Origin of the sequence: Aromatoleum sp. (assembly GCF_032027225.1) — a bacterium.
Taxonomy (GTDB): domain Bacteria; phylum Pseudomonadota; class Gammaproteobacteria; order Burkholderiales; family Rhodocyclaceae; genus Aromatoleum.
The window spans coordinates 83,010-99,178 of the sequence record NZ_JAVSMM010000006.1 but is presented as its reverse complement, the minus strand read 5'-3'; the positions used below and the strand labels follow the sequence as shown (position 1 = coordinate 99,178).

At 67.0% G+C, this 16,169-nt stretch carries 16 protein-coding genes; 5 read left to right on the top strand and 11 right to left on the bottom strand.

What is annotated here, in order from left to right:
* Positions 1-7: 7 nt before the first annotated feature.
* From ROZ37_RS08960 to ROZ37_RS08950, 3 genes are all read right to left on the bottom strand, one after another.
* Positions 8-967 carry a prenyltransferase gene (locus ROZ37_RS08960; RefSeq protein ID WP_312658972.1) on the bottom strand — a complete coding sequence of 320 codons (960 nt, stop codon included), beginning with the start codon at positions 965-967 and terminating at the stop codon, positions 8-10.
* Positions 964-2,415 (bottom strand): ribonuclease G, encoded by a 1,452-nt coding sequence (gene rng / locus ROZ37_RS08955; RefSeq protein ID WP_312658971.1) that lies wholly within the window; start codon positions 2,413-2,415, stop codon positions 964-966. Before rng ends, ROZ37_RS08960 begins: the two co-directional genes overlap by 4 nt.
* Before the next feature lie 94 nt (positions 2,416-2,509).
* Complete coding sequence (locus ROZ37_RS08950; RefSeq protein ID WP_312658970.1) at positions 2,510-3,130, bottom strand: Maf family protein; 621 nt, start codon at positions 3,128-3,130, stop codon at positions 2,510-2,512.
* Positions 3,131-3,375: 245 nt separating this feature from the next.
* On the opposite strand from ROZ37_RS08950, the gene ROZ37_RS08945 reads away from it, so the two are divergent.
* Together ROZ37_RS08945 and ROZ37_RS08940 are read left to right on the top strand one after the other, a co-directional pair.
* Entirely contained in the window at positions 3,376-3,843 is a 468-nt protein-coding gene (locus ROZ37_RS08945) for a cupredoxin domain-containing protein (protein WP_312658969.1), read from the top strand.
* Positions 3,844-3,870: 27 nt separating this feature from the next.
* A complete protein-coding gene (locus ROZ37_RS08940) occupies positions 3,871-4,761 on the top strand; it encodes an ethylbenzene dehydrogenase-related protein (RefSeq protein WP_312658968.1) in 891 nt (296 codons plus the stop codon).
* Between the two features lie 111 nt (positions 4,762-4,872).
* On the opposite strand, the gene rlmH is transcribed toward ROZ37_RS08940, so the two are convergent.
* From rlmH to ROZ37_RS08900, 8 genes are all read right to left on the bottom strand, one after another.
* The gene (gene rlmH / locus ROZ37_RS08935; protein ID WP_312658966.1) at positions 4,873-5,343 is read right to left on the bottom strand and encodes a 23S rRNA (pseudouridine(1915)-N(3))-methyltransferase RlmH; all 471 of its coding nucleotides are present in this window, start codon (positions 5,341-5,343) and stop codon (positions 4,873-4,875) included.
* Between the two features lie 43 nt (positions 5,344-5,386).
* Positions 5,387-5,755, bottom strand: a complete 369-nt coding sequence (rsfS, locus tag ROZ37_RS08930) for a ribosome silencing factor (protein ID WP_312658965.1) — start codon at positions 5,753-5,755, stop codon at positions 5,387-5,389.
* The gene (nadD, locus tag ROZ37_RS08925; protein WP_312658964.1) at positions 5,755-6,429 is read right to left on the bottom strand and encodes a nicotinate-nucleotide adenylyltransferase; all 675 of its coding nucleotides are present in this window, start codon (positions 6,427-6,429) and stop codon (positions 5,755-5,757) included. Before nadD ends, rsfS begins: the two co-directional genes overlap by 1 nt.
* Positions 6,416-7,192, bottom strand: a complete 777-nt coding sequence (locus ROZ37_RS08920; protein ID WP_312658963.1) for a BPSS1780 family membrane protein — start codon at positions 7,190-7,192, stop codon at positions 6,416-6,418. The genes nadD and ROZ37_RS08920 overlap by 14 nt, the downstream gene beginning before the upstream one ends.
* A 5-nt stretch (positions 7,193-7,197) precedes the next feature.
* Complete coding sequence (locus ROZ37_RS08915) at positions 7,198-7,992, bottom strand: BPSS1780 family membrane protein (protein WP_312658962.1); 795 nt, start codon at positions 7,990-7,992, stop codon at positions 7,198-7,200.
* Between the two features lie 3 nt (positions 7,993-7,995).
* The gene (locus ROZ37_RS08910; RefSeq protein WP_312658961.1) at positions 7,996-8,937 is read right to left on the bottom strand and encodes a homoserine kinase; all 942 of its coding nucleotides are present in this window, start codon (positions 8,935-8,937) and stop codon (positions 7,996-7,998) included.
* A gap of 29 nt (positions 8,938-8,966) precedes the next feature.
* Positions 8,967-9,293: a DUF2782 domain-containing protein gene (locus tag ROZ37_RS08905; RefSeq protein WP_312658960.1), complete on the bottom strand. Its 327-nt coding sequence runs from the start codon at positions 9,291-9,293 to the stop codon at positions 8,967-8,969.
* A gap of 179 nt (positions 9,294-9,472) precedes the next feature.
* The gene (locus ROZ37_RS08900) at positions 9,473-10,198 is read right to left on the bottom strand and encodes a TIGR00730 family Rossman fold protein (protein ID WP_312658959.1); all 726 of its coding nucleotides are present in this window, start codon (positions 10,196-10,198) and stop codon (positions 9,473-9,475) included.
* A 78-nt stretch (positions 10,199-10,276) separates the two neighbouring features.
* On the opposite strand from ROZ37_RS08900, the gene polA reads away from it, so the two are divergent.
* From polA to ROZ37_RS08885, 3 genes are all read left to right on the top strand, one after another.
* Entirely contained in the window at positions 10,277-13,006 is a 2,730-nt protein-coding gene (polA, locus tag ROZ37_RS08895; protein ID WP_312658958.1) for a DNA polymerase I, read from the top strand.
* Positions 13,007-13,257: 251 nt separating this feature from the next.
* A complete protein-coding gene (locus ROZ37_RS08890) occupies positions 13,258-15,021 on the top strand; it encodes a carbamoyltransferase (protein WP_312658957.1) in 1,764 nt (587 codons plus the stop codon).
* Positions 15,014-16,168 carry a glycosyltransferase gene (locus ROZ37_RS08885; protein ID WP_312658956.1) on the top strand — a complete coding sequence of 385 codons (1,155 nt, stop codon included), beginning with the start codon at positions 15,014-15,016 and terminating at the stop codon, positions 16,166-16,168. Before ROZ37_RS08890 ends, ROZ37_RS08885 begins: the two co-directional genes overlap by 8 nt.
* The last annotated feature ends 1 nt before the right edge of the window (position 16,169 follow it).

The following is a 16,169-nucleotide window of genomic DNA, read 5'->3' as shown; positions in this document are numbered from 1 at the left end:
GCGCAACTCAGCTGCGCGTGCCGAACGCCAGTGCGGCCGCGAGCAGGAGGCCGTGGAGATTCGTCGCGGCGATCGTCATCTTGATCGCCGGCGCGAGCGCGCCGGGCTCCGACGCGTGTTCGCGCAGGATGCGGGCGGCGTGGAACGACAGTACGAGCGTCAGTGCGGCGGCGCCGCAGGCTTGCGGCAGGTTGTAGCGGCCGATCTGCAGCACGAGCCAGCCGTAGGCGACGAGCGCGATCGCGAAGTAGCCCCATTTCGCGGTGTCGGCGCCGAGACGCACGACGAGGGTGGATTTGCCCGCTGCCTCATCCGCCCTGCGGTCCGGGAACTGGTTGATGTACAGCAGGTTCGCGACGAGCAGCGCGAACGAAAGTCCCGCGGCGAATGGCGTCCACGCGAATGCGCCGCGCTGCGCATAGTCCGCGCCGACGACCACGAGCAGCCAGCACGCGGCGACCGCGAACTCGCCGAGGCCGCGGCTGACGAGGTTCAGCGGCGGCGCCGAGTACGCCCAGCCGAGCCCGAGGCCCGCGAGCCCGATACCGATCAGTCCCGGTCCGGACTGGGCCGCGAGCCATAGCCCCGCCGGCACGACGAGCCCGAGCAGCGCGTAGCCGAACGTTGCCGTCGCTCGAACCGTCAGCACGCCGTTCTGGATGAAGCGGCTGCCGCCGGTAAAGGGGAACACGCGCTCGACGTTCGCCGCGTCGGTCCCGTTCAGCGCATCGTGATAGTCGTTGATGACGTTGGCTCCGGCGTGCGCGAGCAGCGCGAAGAGCACGGTCACGATTGCTCGTGCGGGGTCGTGCGCGACGCCATCCGCATATGCCGCGGCGAGCCCGATGAGGCAGCCGGCGAGGGTCACGCTCAGAAAGGCGGGCCGCGTCGCCGCGAGGTAACGCAGCGGGTCGGAGGCGAACCGCTGCGGGCTCGGCTCGCCGCGCCGGGTGCGAACGGATGTCACAGCAGCACGATGTCGAACTGTTCCTGCGAGTAGCTCGCTTCGGCGTGCAGCGAGATCTTCTTGTCGATGAAGTCCGACAGCATCGCGAGCGATTGCGACTCTTCGTCGAGGAAGAGGTCGATGACGTTGGGGGCGGCGAGAACGCGGAATTCGCGCGCGTTGAACTGCCGTGCCTCGCGCAGCAGCTCGCGCAGGATCTCGTAGCAGACGGTGCGTGCGGTCTTCACTTCGCCACGCCCCTCGCAGGTCGGGCAGATTTCACACAGCAGGTGGGCGAGCGATTCGCGCGTGCGCTTCCTCGTCATTTCGACGAGACCGAGCGCGGTGAAGCCGTTTACCGTCATCTTCGTGTGGTCGCGCGCGAGCGCTTTCTTGAATTCGTCGAGCACCATGTCGCGGTGCTCGACGTTCTCCATGTCGATGAAGTCGATGATGATGATGCCGCCGAGGTTACGCAGGCGCAGTTGGCGCGCGATGGCCTGTGCTGCTTCGAGGTTCGTCTTGAAGATCGTGTCGTCGAAGTTGCGCGCGCCGACGAAGCCGCCGGTATTGACGTCGATCGTCGTCATCGCTTCGGTCTGGTCGACGATCAGGTAGCCGCCCGATTTCAGATTCACGCGTCGCGCGAGCGCCTTCTGGATCTCTTCCTCGACGCTGTGGAGGTCGAAGAGCGGACGCTCGCCGCTGTAGTGTTCGAGCAGCGGCAGGACCTTGGGGGTGTATTCGGCGGCGAAGGCGACGAGCTTCTGATGGTTTTCGCGCGAGTCGACGAGAATCCGCGCGGTATCGCCGTCGACGAGGTCGCGGAGCACCCGTTGTCCGAGGCCGAGGTCCTCGTATAACGCGCTCGGGGGCGTCCGTCCCGTCGCGCTGCTGCGGATTTCGCCCCACAGCTTGCGCAGATAGCCGATGTCCGCGGCGAGCTCGTCGTCGGACGCCGACTCGGCCATCGTGCGGACGATGAAGCCGCCCGGCTCGTCCGCGGGCACCAGCCGCGTGAGCCGTTCCCGCAGCGCTTCGCGCTCGGATTCGTCCTCGATGCGCTGCGAGATCCCGATGTGCTTTTCCTGCGGCAGGTAGACCAGCAGCCGCCCGGCGATGCTGACCTGCGTCGACAGCCGTGCGCCTTTCGTGCCGATCGGATCCTTCAGTACCTGGACCGTCAGATTCTGGCCTTCGGCGAGGATGCGCTCGATCGGCCGGCCCGCTTCGCCGTTGTGGCGCTCGGTCCAGATGTCGGCGACGTGCAGGAAGGCGGTCCGTTCGAGGCCGATGTCGATGAACGCCGACTGCATCCCGGGAAGCACGCGGACGACGCGGCCGAGATAGATGTTGCCGACGATGCCGCGGCTCGTCGTCCGTTCGACATGCAGTTCCTGGACGACGCCCTGCTCGACGATTGCGACCCGCGTTTCCTGCGGTGTGAAGTTGATGAGAAATTCGATCATGGGGACACGGGTAATGGGGAATGCGCAATCGCAGACGATGTCGTCTCGCGATTGCGCATTGCCCATCGCGCCTTGCCCGCGGATCGGCGGGCAGCTAGAGAGGATAGCCGAACGCTTCGAGCAGCTGGGCGGTTTCGAACAGCGGCAGCCCCATGATGCCGCTGTAGCTGCCGCGGATTTCCTCGATGTAGATCGCGGCCCGGCCCTGGATGCCGTAAGCCCCCGCTTTGTCCATCGGCTCGCCGGACGCGACGTAATGACGGATTTCGGTGTCGGTCAGCGGGCGGAAGCGGACCTCGCTGATGCAGGTGCGGCTGCGCGTCCGCGCCCCGTCGCTGATCGCGACGGCGGTCAGCACGCGGTGCGAGCGCCCCGACAAGCGTTGCAGAATCGCGGCCGCGTCGGCCTTGTCGATAGGTTTGCCGATGATCGCGCCGTCGAGTTCGAGCGTCGTGTCCGCCGCGAGCACCGGGTGCTGCGGCAAGGTGCGCCACTGCAGCCGCCGACAGCCCGCCTCGGCTTTCGTCAGGGCCAGGCGCTCGACGTAACGCTCGACCGGCTCGTCCGGAAAAGGCGTCTCGTCGACGTCGGCATCTTCTCCGCGCGCACCGCCACGAAACACCAGCGAGTCGAAATTCACGCCGATCTGGCGTAACAGTTCGCGCCGTCGGGGGCTGCGGGACGCGAGGTAGATGCGGGCTGGAATGGTTGACATGGGAATCGGGCCGGAAAAAAGCGGGGAAACGGTGTCGGGCGACCGCAACCTGACGCGACGCGGGCATTTTAGCGCGCGCAGTGTTGATGCCGAGTTCTATCATCGCGGGTGTCATGAAATTAGTTGTTACAATTCGCCGCTCGCAACATGCCCGCGGCGGGGCGCGAGGAGCGCGGCGCGTCTATTCTTTTTGGTTGGGCGGCGAGCAAGGCGCTGCCCTCATCCCACGATTCAGGAGAAATTCCATGCGTAAGTCGCTGTTTCCGGTTGTCCTGTCCGGCGCTCTGCTCGCCGCGCCCGTCGCGGCTTTCGCTGCGGACTACGTCACGAATGCGGGCGACATCGTCAAGGCCGCGGACTGGGAGAAGATGGAGACCGTGACCGTCGAGCTCGACGAGCACAGCTTCGCCCCGCAGGACCTCAAGCTAAAGGCCGGGCAGCCGTACAAGCTGGTGATCAAGAACGTGGGTGAGAAGGACCACTACTACACGGCCGCCGAGTTCTTCAAGGCCGTGGCGTGGCGCAAGGCGCAGACGCCGCGGCCGAGCGGCGGCGAAATCAAGGCGCCGTATTTCACCGCAGTTGAGGCGTACAAGGACGGCGGCGTCGTCGAGCTGTTCTTCGTTCCGGTGAACAAGGGGACGTTCGAAGTCGTCTGCACGATCGAGGACCACAAGGAGCAGGGGATGAAGGGGACGATTACTGTCGACTGAGGATTTTCCGTGGAGCGAGGCCGATCGATGCAAAAGTTTGCCGTCTCCCTGCTGCTTGCCGCGCCAATTCTCGCGTCCGCGCAGCCACCGCTGACCGTGCCGGTTTCAGCGCTGCCGAACGCACCGAAGGTCGACGGCGAGCTCGGCGAGTGGGGTGCGGGCGGGTGGATCAAGGTGCCGGTGAAGCCCGCGCTCGAACGCGACGAGCGAGCGAAGTACGGGCTCGAACCGGCGGGCGACCGCAACGTCACCGGCAGCCTGACGGTCGAGATAAAAGCGGGCGTCGCTGCCGGCCGCCTTTTCGTTGCCGTTCGCTATCCTGATGATGCGGCCGACACCGTGCACAAGGAATGGACGTGGCGCGGAGAGAAATACCAGCGCGAGACGCAGCATGAGGACATGTTCGCGCTGCGTTTCCATCTCGCGGGCGATTTCGATCGTTCGATGCTCGCGACGCGGGATTACAAGGTCGATGTGTGGCTGTGGTCGGCTGCGCGGACAAATCCGGCGGGCGTCGCGGAGGACATGAGCCATCACGTGACGACGCGAGTGCTGGAATCCGCGGCGGAATATCACTTGAAGGACGGGCCGGTCGTCTACATCGCGAAACGCCGTGACGAGGGGTCGGCGCCGTATGAAATGCTGCCACGACCGAAGGAGAACAAGGGCGCGCGAGTGCCGTCGTTCACCGCCGCGACGGCGAGCGGCAGCGCCGCCGACGTCGCCGCGAAGGGCGTCTGGAAGACCGGATACTGGCACCTCGAATTCAGCCGCGCCCTGGCGACGGGCAACGCGGACGACGTCGCGCTGAAGCCCGGCGATCGCGTGACCGGACAGATCGCGGTGTTCAATCGCAGCTCGGGCGAGCACAAGAGCGTGTCGGAACCGCTTGTGTTTGATTTGTCGACCGTGAAGTGAGGGGCCGAAGCGGTTCTTGCGGCCGAGCGATAAAGCCCAGGGCTTTGCGCTGCGGCGTGTTCGGTCCGAACGTTATCCGTCTGCCGATCGATAGCGCGAAAGCCGAACCTGCTACTCGCGGTGGTAGGGGTGGTTCTTCAGCACCGTCCACGCGCGGTACAGCGCCTCGGCGAGCAGCGGCCGGACGAGGGCGTGGGGCAGCGTCAGGCTCGACAGGCGGAGGCGCTCGTCCGCGCTCGCCTTCAGCGCGGGTGCGAGACCATCCGGTCCGCCGACGATCAGCGCGACATCCTCGCCTTCTCCTTGCCATGCTTCGAGCCGCTGTGCGAGGGCTTTCGTCGTGATGTCCGTCCCGCGCTCGTCGAGGATTACGCGCCGGCAGCGCGTCGGCAGCGCTGCTTCGATGCGCGTGGCTTCAGCCGACATCATCGCCTCGACCGTCTTGCCGGTCGTGCGGGGTTCGGCCTTCACTTCCACGAGATGCAGCGGCAGTTCGCGCGGCATGCGCCGGGCGAACTCGTCGAAGCCGGCTTCGACCCACGCCGGCATCCGCGTGCCGACAGCGACGATCAGCAGCTTCATCCCCGCGCCCCGCTGACCGGGCGCGGCCGGCCGCTGCGGCGGGTCATTCAGCCGAATGCGCGGCGTCGGCCGTCAGCCGCACTCGCTTCGGCGTCGTCGTCCAAAGTTCTTCGAGGTTGTAGTAGTCGCGGATCGCCGGCTGCATGATATGGACGACGATGTCGCCGAGATCCACCAGCACCCATTCGCCGGTCTCTTCGCCCTCGACGCTGACGATGTGTCCGCCCGCTTCCTTGACCTTGTCCTGCACGTTGCGCGCGAGCGCGCGCGTCTGACGATTCGAGTCGCCGCTCGCGACGACGATGCGGTCGAACAGCGATGTGAGCTTCGCAGTGTTGATGACCTCGATATTCTTGGCCTTGATGTCCTCGAGCGCGTCGACGACGATTTTCTGTAGTTTGCGTATGTCCATCAGATAGGCTGGTAGAGATGATGTTGCCCGACGTAGTGGAGGACTGCTTCGGGCAGCAGGTAGCGGGCGCTTCGTCCCGCGAGGGTCAGGGCGCGCACCTGCGATGCGGAGATCGCGAGCGGCGTCATGTCGAAGGGCACGATCCGGCCGGCAGGGGATTGGTGCACGGATGTCGGATCGTTGTCCCTGTGATTCTTGCAGAGCGCATCGAGTTCCGCCGATGCCGTTTGCCGCAGTTCGTGTTCGAGCGGGTGCCCCGGCCGGTTGCCGACCGCGATGTGCGCCAGTTGCACGATCTCGCGCCACCGGTGCCAGGTCGGCAAGCCTTGAAAGGCGTCGGCGCCGAGGATCACCACGAGCGGCCGCTTCGGGCCGACTGAGGCGCGCAGCCGTTCGAGCGTCGGCACGGTGTAGCTCATGGCGGCGGCGAACACTTCGCTGTCGTCGACCGAGAACGATGGGTTCGATGCGGTTGCGAGCCGCACCATTGCGAGCCGGTCGGCCGCCGTCGAGCGAGGCGCGTCGCGGTGCGGCGGCTGTCCGGCGGGGATGAAAGCCACGCTTTCGAGACCGAGCCGCTCGCGCGCCTCTTCGGCCAGGCGCAGATGGCCGAGATGGATCGGATCGAAAGTCCCGCCGAAGACGCCCAGCGGGCCGGGTTCACTCCGTGGCACGGACGTTGGAAGCAAGGTCGAACACGTCGCGGGCGTTCGCATAAAAGCTCGCGAACACGATCGGAATCAGCAGCACCGGGAGCGGCACCGAAACCAGCGTCGCGAGCATCGGCGATATCAGGCCGAGCACGCCGATGACGATGCCGGGCAGGATCGCGACGAAGACGGTCAGCGCGATCGCGTACGCGAGAAACGGCCGCCAGTTGCGCAGGCACGCGACGAAGCTGAAGAACATCGCTTTCGGCGCGGGGATCTTCCACCAGCCGGCGAGCAAAGGCGCGAACCAGTACGCCATCATCACCGGCGTCGACAGCGCGACCGCGATCAGCAGCGAGAGCGTGAAGCCGGGCGTGCCGGCCGCGGCTTCAGGGTCGACCTGTTCGGCGCCGGTCATGATCTGCAGCAGCGTGCCCCCGTCCGCGAGTGAGGTCAGGAACAGCACGAGCAGACTCCCGCCGAGATAGAGCGCGCCGATCGTCACGAGCGCGGGCAGGTTCTGCTGGAAGCCCGAGAACAGGATGTCGGGCCCGGCCTTGCGGCCTTCGTCGATCGCGCGGCAGGTGTTGAGCACGCCGAGCGAGAACACCGGCATCAGCAGCGACGCCAGCGGCTGCCCGACCAGCGGCACGATGCTGATCAAGAGCAGCATCAACAGGTAGCCGAGCGACGCGAACGTGAGGAGCGCGGGGTTGCGGCGCCAGATCGCGAGGCCTTCCGTGATCCACGCCCAGCCGCGGGAGAGCGGGAGTTGTCGTACTTGCATGCGGTTCAGGATTCGCGGTCGGATTCGGAAGGCGGCGGCAGCAGCGTCCGCTTGATGAAGGTGTCCTGCCACGCGGCGTACAGCGCGCCGGCGAGTACCGGCACGAGGATCAGCATGCCGAGGCCGGCCGGGAGCATCGCGACCCAGGTCAGGACGTACAGCACGAGGCCGAACACGACGAAGGTCAGCAGGTTCGACAGGCACGCCTGCGCCGAGATCTTCATCGCGTCGAGCGGCGAGACGTCCTGCAGCATCACGAGCGCCGGCGCGAACCACAGTGCCATCAGCAGCAGCACCCACAGCACGGTGAACACGACGACTGCGAGCATCATGCCGCCGGCCGCCATGCCCATCCCGGCGAAGGCGCCGACGAGCATCCCGGTCAGCGCTGCGCTGCCGCCCACGGCGGCGGCAATCAGCGCCGCGAGCAGCGCGCCGAACAGGTGGAATGCGCCGATCATCAGCAGGTTGCCGGCGTGGCGGCGCAGCCCGTCGAAGAGATGGTCGACGCGCAGCCGCTCACCGCGTTCGAGCGCCTGGGCGCCGGCCAGCATCCCTGCGACGAGCACCGGGAATGCGAGCGGCGCGACCGCCCAGCCGAGAAAGGGCACGAAGCCGAGCGCGGTGAGGATCACGATCAGGATCAGCGTCTGGACGATCCAGATGCCGGGTTTCGCGACGAAGGTCCGCCAGCCGGCCGCGAGCCATTGCAGGGTATCGCCGGGGTTGACGCGGCCCGGGTGCGGAAGCGGGTGGCGCCGGCGGCGCTCGGCGGAAGCTTGGGATGGTGGGACGGTCATCGATCAGCGAGGCAGCGCATGTGGCGCAGCGATCCGTTGGCACAGGATGTCGCGGTATTCCGCGGGCGGCTTGACGAGCACCAGCTCGCCCGTTTTCGGCAGGTGGAAATCCTCGGCGCGCGACAGCCAGAAGCGCAGCGCCGCGGCGCGCAGCATCGCCGGCCAGCACTCGCGCTCCATGTCGTCGAACGGCCGCTCGGCATTGTAGGCGTCGAGCAGGGCGATCGTGCGGACCGGATCGAGTTCGCCGGAATCGGTCGCGCACCAGTCATTGATGGTGACCGCGACGTCGAACAGCAGTGCGTCGTGGCCCGCAAAGTAGAAGTCGATGACGCCGCCGATGCCGTCGTCGTCCCACAACACGTTGTCGCGGAAGAGATCGGCATGGATGACGCCCTGCGGCAGACGCGCGTAGTCGATGCCCGCCTGGAACGCGAGCTCGGCGTCGAGCAGCGCCTGTTCGTCGGCTGCCAGGTATGGGCGCACGCGCTGCGCGGCCGCATCGCGCCACGCCGCGCCGCGCGGATTGTCCTGGCGACGGCCGTACGACAGACCCGCGAGATGCAGGCCGGCGAGCATCGCGCCGACCTGCTCGCACTGGCGCGCGTCCGGGTTCATCTCGGAGTGGCCGGAAAGGCGGCGGACCAGCGCCGCGGGGCGCTCGCTCAGCGTGCCGAGATACTCGTTGTCGCGGTCCGCGATCGGCGCGGGCACCGGGAGGCCGTGGCGCGCGAGGTGGGCCATCAGGTGCAGATAGAACGGCAGTTCGGCGCGCGGGATCGCCTCGAACAGCGTCAGCACGTAGCGACCCAGCGTCGTCGTGACGAAGAAGTTGCTGTTCTGGACACCGGCCGAAATGCCTTGCAGCTCGACGAGCCGGCCGACCGCGTAGCGGCCGAGCCAGCCCGACAGGGCCTCGGTGGATACCGGGGTGAAGACGGACATGGGATCGTCGGGAAGTCAGTGAGCGTCGATCACCAGGACTTGATGACCCACATCGGCACAGCCAGCGTGGGCATCACGTCCTGGCGTGCCATCACGCCCGTGCCGTCGCGGTCGACGAGGTAGTAGGGGACGCCGTGCGGCGGCGTCACCTTGACCATGTAGAGGTGGCCGCGAATGCGATATTCCTGCACCGTGTCCTCGCCGCGCTTGAGAATCGTGACGTCGGGTTCGAGCGACTCGTCGGTCGCGCCCGGCGGGATCGGCGGCGGCTCGGGCAGCGGTTCGAGATTCGGGGGTTGCTGCGCCGCGAGCGGGGCGGCAGCGGCCATCAGCAGAACGGTCAGGGCACGGCGCATGTTGCTCTCCTTGGATCCCGGCGATTCTAGCAGAGGCGGGTCGAATCGCCTTGCGCGGAGCGGCACCCGGCGCCGCTCCGAAGCCGACGGCATCGCGGTACGCAGCGGCAAGGGCCGCCCGACCGCCTCCATCGTCCGTGGTTTGGACCGCTGCGCCCGAGAACGGGTCCCGGGCGCCGTCAAAGGTTCAGCATCAGCTCGTGTTCCTCCGGCAGCGGCATGAAGCCGCGCGCTTCGTAATGCTTGAAGATCGCCTCGACGACGTCTTCGGGCTTGTCGATGATCTGGATCAGATCGAGGTCCGCGGGACCGACCATGCGCTCGGCGACGAGACGGTCGCGGAACCAGTCGAACAGACCTTTCCAGAACGGCTCGTGGACGAGAATGATCGGGATATTGCGGCTCTTGCCGGTCTGGATCAGTGTCATCGCCTCCATCAGCTCGTCGAGCGTGCCGAAGCCGCCGGGCAGCACGACGTAGGCCGACGCGAACTTCACGAACATGAACTTGCGCGCGAAGAAGTGCTGGAAGGTCTGCGAGATGTCCTGGTATGGGTTCGCCGCCTGCTCGAGCGGCAACTGGATGTTGAGGCCGATCGACGGGCTCTTGCCGAAGTACGCACCCTTGTTCGCCGCTTCCATGATGCCCGGGCCGCCGCCCGAGATCACCGCGAAACCGGCGTCGGAGAGCAGGCGGCTGATGCGTTCGGCGAGCATGTAGTACATGTGGTCGGGCGGAGTGCGGGCGCTGCCGAAGATCGACACCGCCGGCCGGATCGCGTTGAGCCGTTCGGTCGCCTCGACGAACTCTGCCATAATTCCGAAGATTCGCCACGACTCGCGCGCGTTGAATCGCGGCGCGGTGCTGCTCGGGACACTGCGGGGGATTTTTTCTTTCGCCGTCATATTGTTCTCGATGGAAAACGGGGGCCGACCCCGATTCGTGGATCTTCGCCTCGCCCCGTTCTCCCTAGGATTTCCCTGATGCCCGCCCTGCTGCTCGTCGACGGTTCCAGCTATCTTTATCGCGCGTTCCATGCCCTGCCGGACCTGCGCACGTCGAAGGGCGAGCCGACCGGGGCGATTCGGGGTGTGCTGTCGATGCTACGTCGGCTGGAAAGCGACTACAAGGCGGAATTCCGCGCCTGTGTGTTCGATGCGAAAGGCAAGACGTTCCGCGAAGACTGGTACCCGGACTACAAGGCGAACCGCCCGTCGATGCCCGACGACCTGCGGGCGCAAATCGAGCCGCTGCACGAAGCGGTGAAGGCCGAAGGCTGGCCGCTGCTGTGCGTGGACGGCGTCGAGGCGGACGATGTCATCGGCACGCTGACGCGCCAGGCGCTCGAGCGCGGCTGGGAAGTCGTGATCTCGACGGGGGACAAGGACCTGACGCAGCTCGTCGGCCCGGGCGTGCGCTGGGTCAACACGATGAGCGACGAAGTCCTCGACGAAGCCGGCGTGACGGCGAAGTTCGGCGTGCCGCCCGAGCGCATCGTCGATTACCTGGCGCTCGTCGGCGACACCGTCGATAACGTGCCGGGCGTCGAGAAGTGCGGTCCGAAGACCGCGGTGAAATGGCTCACCGAATACGGCACGCTCGACAACCTCGTCGCCAACGCCGCGAAGGTCGGCGGCAAGGTCGGTGAAAATCTGCGCAAGCACCTCGAATTCCTGCCGCTCGGCCGCCGGCTCGTCACGGTTTCGACCGACGTCGTCTTGCCGGTGGCGCTCGAAGACCTGCCCGCGCGCGACGACGACAGGGTGGCGCTGCGCGCGCTGTACGAGCGCTTCGAGTTCAAGGGCTGGCTGCAGGCGATCGATGCGGCGGGCAGCAACACGACGGCAGCGGCGGGCAATGGCGGCGCGGCGATCGTCGAAGTCCCGGCCGGCGAGCCGGGCGCGCATCGAACCGCGTACGAGAGCATCCTCGATTGGCCGGCGTTCGAGCGCTGGCATGCGAAGCTCGAAGCCGCCGAACTCGTCGCGTTCGACACCGAGACGACGAGTCTCGACCAGATGGCGGCGAAGCTCGTCGGCCTGTCGTTCGCGACCGTCGAGGGCGAAGCCGCCTACCTGCCGCTGACGCATACGTACCCGGACGCTCCGGCACAGTTGCCGATCGACGAGGTGCTCGCGAAGCTGAAACCCTGGCTCGAATCCGACCGCCGTCGCAAGCTCGGCCAGAACCTGAAATACGACGCCCACGTGCTCGCGAACCACGGCGTGACGCTCCGCGGCATCGAGCACGACACGCTGCTCGAATCCTACGTGCTCGAAAGCGACAAGCCGCACGACATGGATTCGCTCGCGAAGCGTCACCTCGGCATCGACACGATTCCGTACGTCGCGGTATGCGGCAAGGGCGTCGGGCAGATCTGCTTCGACCAGGTTGCGGTCGATCGCGCGACCGAATACGCTGCCGAGGACGCCGACATCACGCTGCGCCTGCACCGCAATCTGTGGCCGCAGCTCGACGCCGCGCCCGCGCTCGCGGCGCTGTACCGCGAGATCGAGCTGCCGGCGATGCAGGTGCTGTTCGACATGGAGCGCACGGGCGTCTTGATCGACGCCTTCCTGCTCGCGCAGCAGAGCGAGGAGCTCGCGCGCCGGCTGATGACGCTCGAGCGCGACGCGCACGAGCTCGCCGGCCAGCCGTTCAACCTCGGCTCCCCGAAGCAGCTCGGCGAGATCCTGTTCGGCAAGCTCGGGCTGCCGGTCGTGAAGAAGACCTCGACCGGCCAGCCCTCGACCGACGAGGAGGTGCTGCAGCAGCTCGCCGAGGACTTCCCGCTGCCGAAGCTGCTGCTCGAACACCGCGGCCTTGCGAAGCTGAAGAGCACCTACACCGACAAGCTGCCGCGCATGGTCAATCCCAAGACCGGACGCGTGCATACCTGTTTTTCGCAGGCGGTCGCGGTGACGGGGCGGCTCGCGAGCTCGGAGCCGAATCTGCAGAACATCCCGATCCGCACAGCCGAAGGGCGCCGGATCCGCGCGGCGTTCATTGCGCCGCGCGACCATGTGATCGTGTCGGCCGACTACTCGCAGATCGAGCTGCGCATCATGGCGCACCTGTCGGGCGACGCGCGACTCACCCAGGCGTTCGCCGAAGGCGAGGACGTGCACCGCGCGACCGCGGCCGAGATTTTCGGCCTTGCACCGACGGAGGTCACGAGCGAGCAGCGGCGCTACGCGAAGGTGATCAACTTCGGTCTGATCTATGGCATGAGCGCGCATGGGCTGGCGAAGAACCTCGGCCTCGAGCGCGCCGCGGCCGCCGCCTACATCGACCGCTATTTCGCGCGCTATCCCGGTGTCGCGGCGTACATGGAGCGCACGCGCGCCGACGCGAAGGCGCGCGGCTATGTCGAGACGGTGTTCGGCCGCCGCCTCTATCTGCCCGAAATCCGCGCGAGCCAGGCCGGGCGCCGCCAGGCCGCCGAGCGCGCGGCGATCAACGCGCCGATGCAGGGCACCGCCGCCGACCTGATCAAGAAGGCGATGATCGCGACGCGCAAATGGCTCGCCGATACGAAGCTGCAGTCGCGCCTCGTGCTGCAGGTGCACGACGAACTCGTCCTCGAAGTGCCGCGCGCGGAACTCGACACGGTGAAGGCGACGCTGCCGTCGCTGATGGGCGGAGTCGCCGCGCTGTCGGTCCCGCTGCTCGTCGAAGTCGGCAGCGGCGAGAACTGGGACGAGGCGCACTGAGCGGAAGATCACTGCAGCGCCAAGACCGGAAAACCCACCGCATAAAGCGAGCAAGCCGGTTCGTCAGCGGATTGCACAGCCGCTTCCTCCGCGCGTCGTCGAATATGACGGGGCTTGCTGTTGGCCGAAATCGCAACGGGAAGCACGCGTTCGGCGTTGCGCGCGAGCAAGGTATACTTGCGCGCTTTCTTACGTCTTCACATCGCCCGCTCCCGTTCCGGAGCGGCGGCTGAAATCTCGAGGCCTTCCCCTTGGCTCTGACCATACTCGGACTCTCCGGCGCGCTCACGCATGACCCTTCCGCCGCGCTGTACATCGACGGCGAACTCGTCGCGGCGGCCGAAGAAGAGCGCTTTGTCCGCGACAAGCACGCGAAGAACCGCATGCCGTACGAGGCGGCGAAGTTCTGCCTCGAATTCGCCGGCATCAAGCCGGGCGACGTCACCGCCGTCGCGATCCCGTTCGCACCGATCAGCATCATGGAGCCCGCGCGCTGGCACTACGCGAAGCGCTACTGGTACGCCCCCGACCGCGGCCTCGACGCGATCCTGACCGGCAACCGGCGCTTCCACCGCTACAAGCGCCGCATCGAATGGTGCCTGCAGCAATTGGGCTTCGATCTGAAGAAGACGCAGATCGTGCCGGTCGAGCATCACCTCGCGCACGCCTCGAGCGCGTACCACTGCTCCGGCTTCAAGGAAAAGACCGCGATCCTCGGCATCGACGGCAAGGGCGAGTACGCGACGACCTTCTTCGGCTACGGCGAGAACGGCCGCATCCACAAGATCAAGGAGTTTTACGACCCCGACTCGCTCGGTGGCCTGTACGGCGCGATCACCGAGTACCTCGGGTTCGAGATGCTCGACGGCGAATACAAGGTCATGGGCATGGCGCCGTACGGCGACCCCGGCAAGTACGATTTCTCGCGGCTCGCGAAATTTGAGAACGGGGAACTCGTCGTCGATACCGAGTACGCGAACGTGATCGGCTTCCGCCGCTACAAGGAAGACGGCAAGGGCTACTACTTCTCGCCGAAGTTCGTCGACTGGCTCGGCCCGAAGCGCGCCGGCGACATCGCCGACGAGCCCTACATCCATTACGCCGCGAGCATGCAGAAGCTGTTCGAGGACCTCGCGCTGCAGATGATCGACTACTACCTCGGCGACATCCTGCGCGAGACCGGGCGGCTCGCGTTCGCCGGCGGCGGCGCGCTCAACGTGAAGCTGAACCAGAAGATCATCGCGCGCCCGGACGTGCGCGAACTCTTCGTGCAGCCGGCGTCGGGCGACTCCGGCACCGCGCTCGGTGCGGCGTCCTACGTGTCGAACGCGCGCGGCGTCGCGGTCGAAAAGATGGAGCACGTCTATCTCGGCCCGCGCTACACGAACGAGGACGTCATCGCCGCGTGCGCGAAGCATCCGGCGCAGCCGACGTGGGAGCGCATTGATAACGGCGATACCGAAGTGCCCGCCCGCATCGCGAAGATCCTCGCCGACGGTCACCCCGTCGCCTGGTTCCAGGGGCGCATGGAATTCGGTCCGCGCGCGCTCGGCGGCCGCTCGATCCTCGGCTGCCCGAGCGCCGCGGGCGTCGCTGACCGCATCAACGAGCAGATCAAGTTCCGCGAGCGCTGGCGGCCGTTCTGCCCGAGCATGCTCGACACCGTCGGCCCGCAGATGTTGCAGACCGAACATCCGGCGCCGTTCATGACCTTCACGTTCGAAGTGGCCGACGAATGGAAATCGCGGGTGCCCGAAGTCGTGCACGAGGACGGCACGTCGCGCGCCCAGGTGCTCAAGCGCGACTACAACCCGCGCTACTACGACCTGATGAAGGAACTCGAGAAACTCACCGGCAACGGCGTCGTGCTGAACACCTCGCTGAACCGCCGCGGCGAACCGATGATCTGCTCGCCGACCGACGCGCTGAACATGTTCTACGGCTCGGATCTGCAGTATCTGGTGATGGAGGACGTGCTGGTCGTGAAGGCCGGGGCGGAGGAAGCCGTTGGGTGAGCGTCGCATTCTGCAAATCTGCCACTGTCATTACGGCCCGTTTGCCGACGTCGCACGACAGTACGCGGTGCTGTTTCGGGACACGCCGTACAAGGTCACGACCGTCTTCCTGACGGATCCGCCGAACGACGCGGTCGCCGCACAGGCGGCCTCGGACGAGGTGGTATTCCTCGACTATTCTGGCAAGGACGTGCGCGGACTCAAGCTCGGCGCGATCCGCGCGATCCGCCGGATTACTGCCGGCCGGGATTTCGCGCTCGCGATCGCGCACCGGTTCAAGCCGGTGTACGTCGCGTGCCTCGGGACCGACCTGCCGGTGATCGGCGTCCATCACGCGTTCGGTGATTACGCCCGCCTCTCGCGCCGCCTGTTCGCACGCTTCTTTCGTGAGCGCCTCGCGCTGCTCGGCGTGTCGGACGCGGTGCGCGATGACATCCGGCACGATTTGCCGTCCTGGCCCGCGGACCGAATCGAGACGCTGCACAATCGGCTCGACGTCGAGGCGGTGCGGAACGCCGTGCTGCCGCGCGCGGAGGCGCGCGAGTTGCTAGGCCTGCCGCAGGACGCGTTCGTCGTCGGCAACGTCGGCCGGCTGCACCCCGACAAGGACCAGGCGACGCTGCTGCGCGCGTTCGCCGCGGCGCTCCCGGCGCTGCCCGCCGGGGCGCTGCTCGCGGTCGTCGGCGCCGGACGGCTCGCGCCATCGCTCGCGTCGCTCGCCGCCGAACTGGGCATCGGCGCGCAGGTCCGCTTCCTCGGGCAGGTGCCCGACGCACGCCGTGCATTCCGGGCGTTCGATTTGTTTGCGCTGAGCTCCGACCGCGAGCCGTTCGGCATGGTACTCGTCGAGGCCCTCGCCGCCGGCGTGCCGGTCGTCGCGACCGATTGCGGCGGCGCTCCGGAAGTCGTCGGCGACCGGACCGCACTGTTTCCGTTCGGCGACGTCGACGCGCTCGCGGCATTGCTCGTCGCGGCCGCGCGCGAGGAACCCGTCCAGCGTGCCCTGCGCGTCGAGCACGCCAGCGAGCGTCTGTTCGCGGAGTTTTCCGATGCGGCCGCGCGGCGTCGGTTCTTTTCGCTGCCGATGGCGGGGGCGGTCGGCGCGGGGCCGAGTCCGGCTTCCGAAACGGTCTTGAAACGAGGATGAC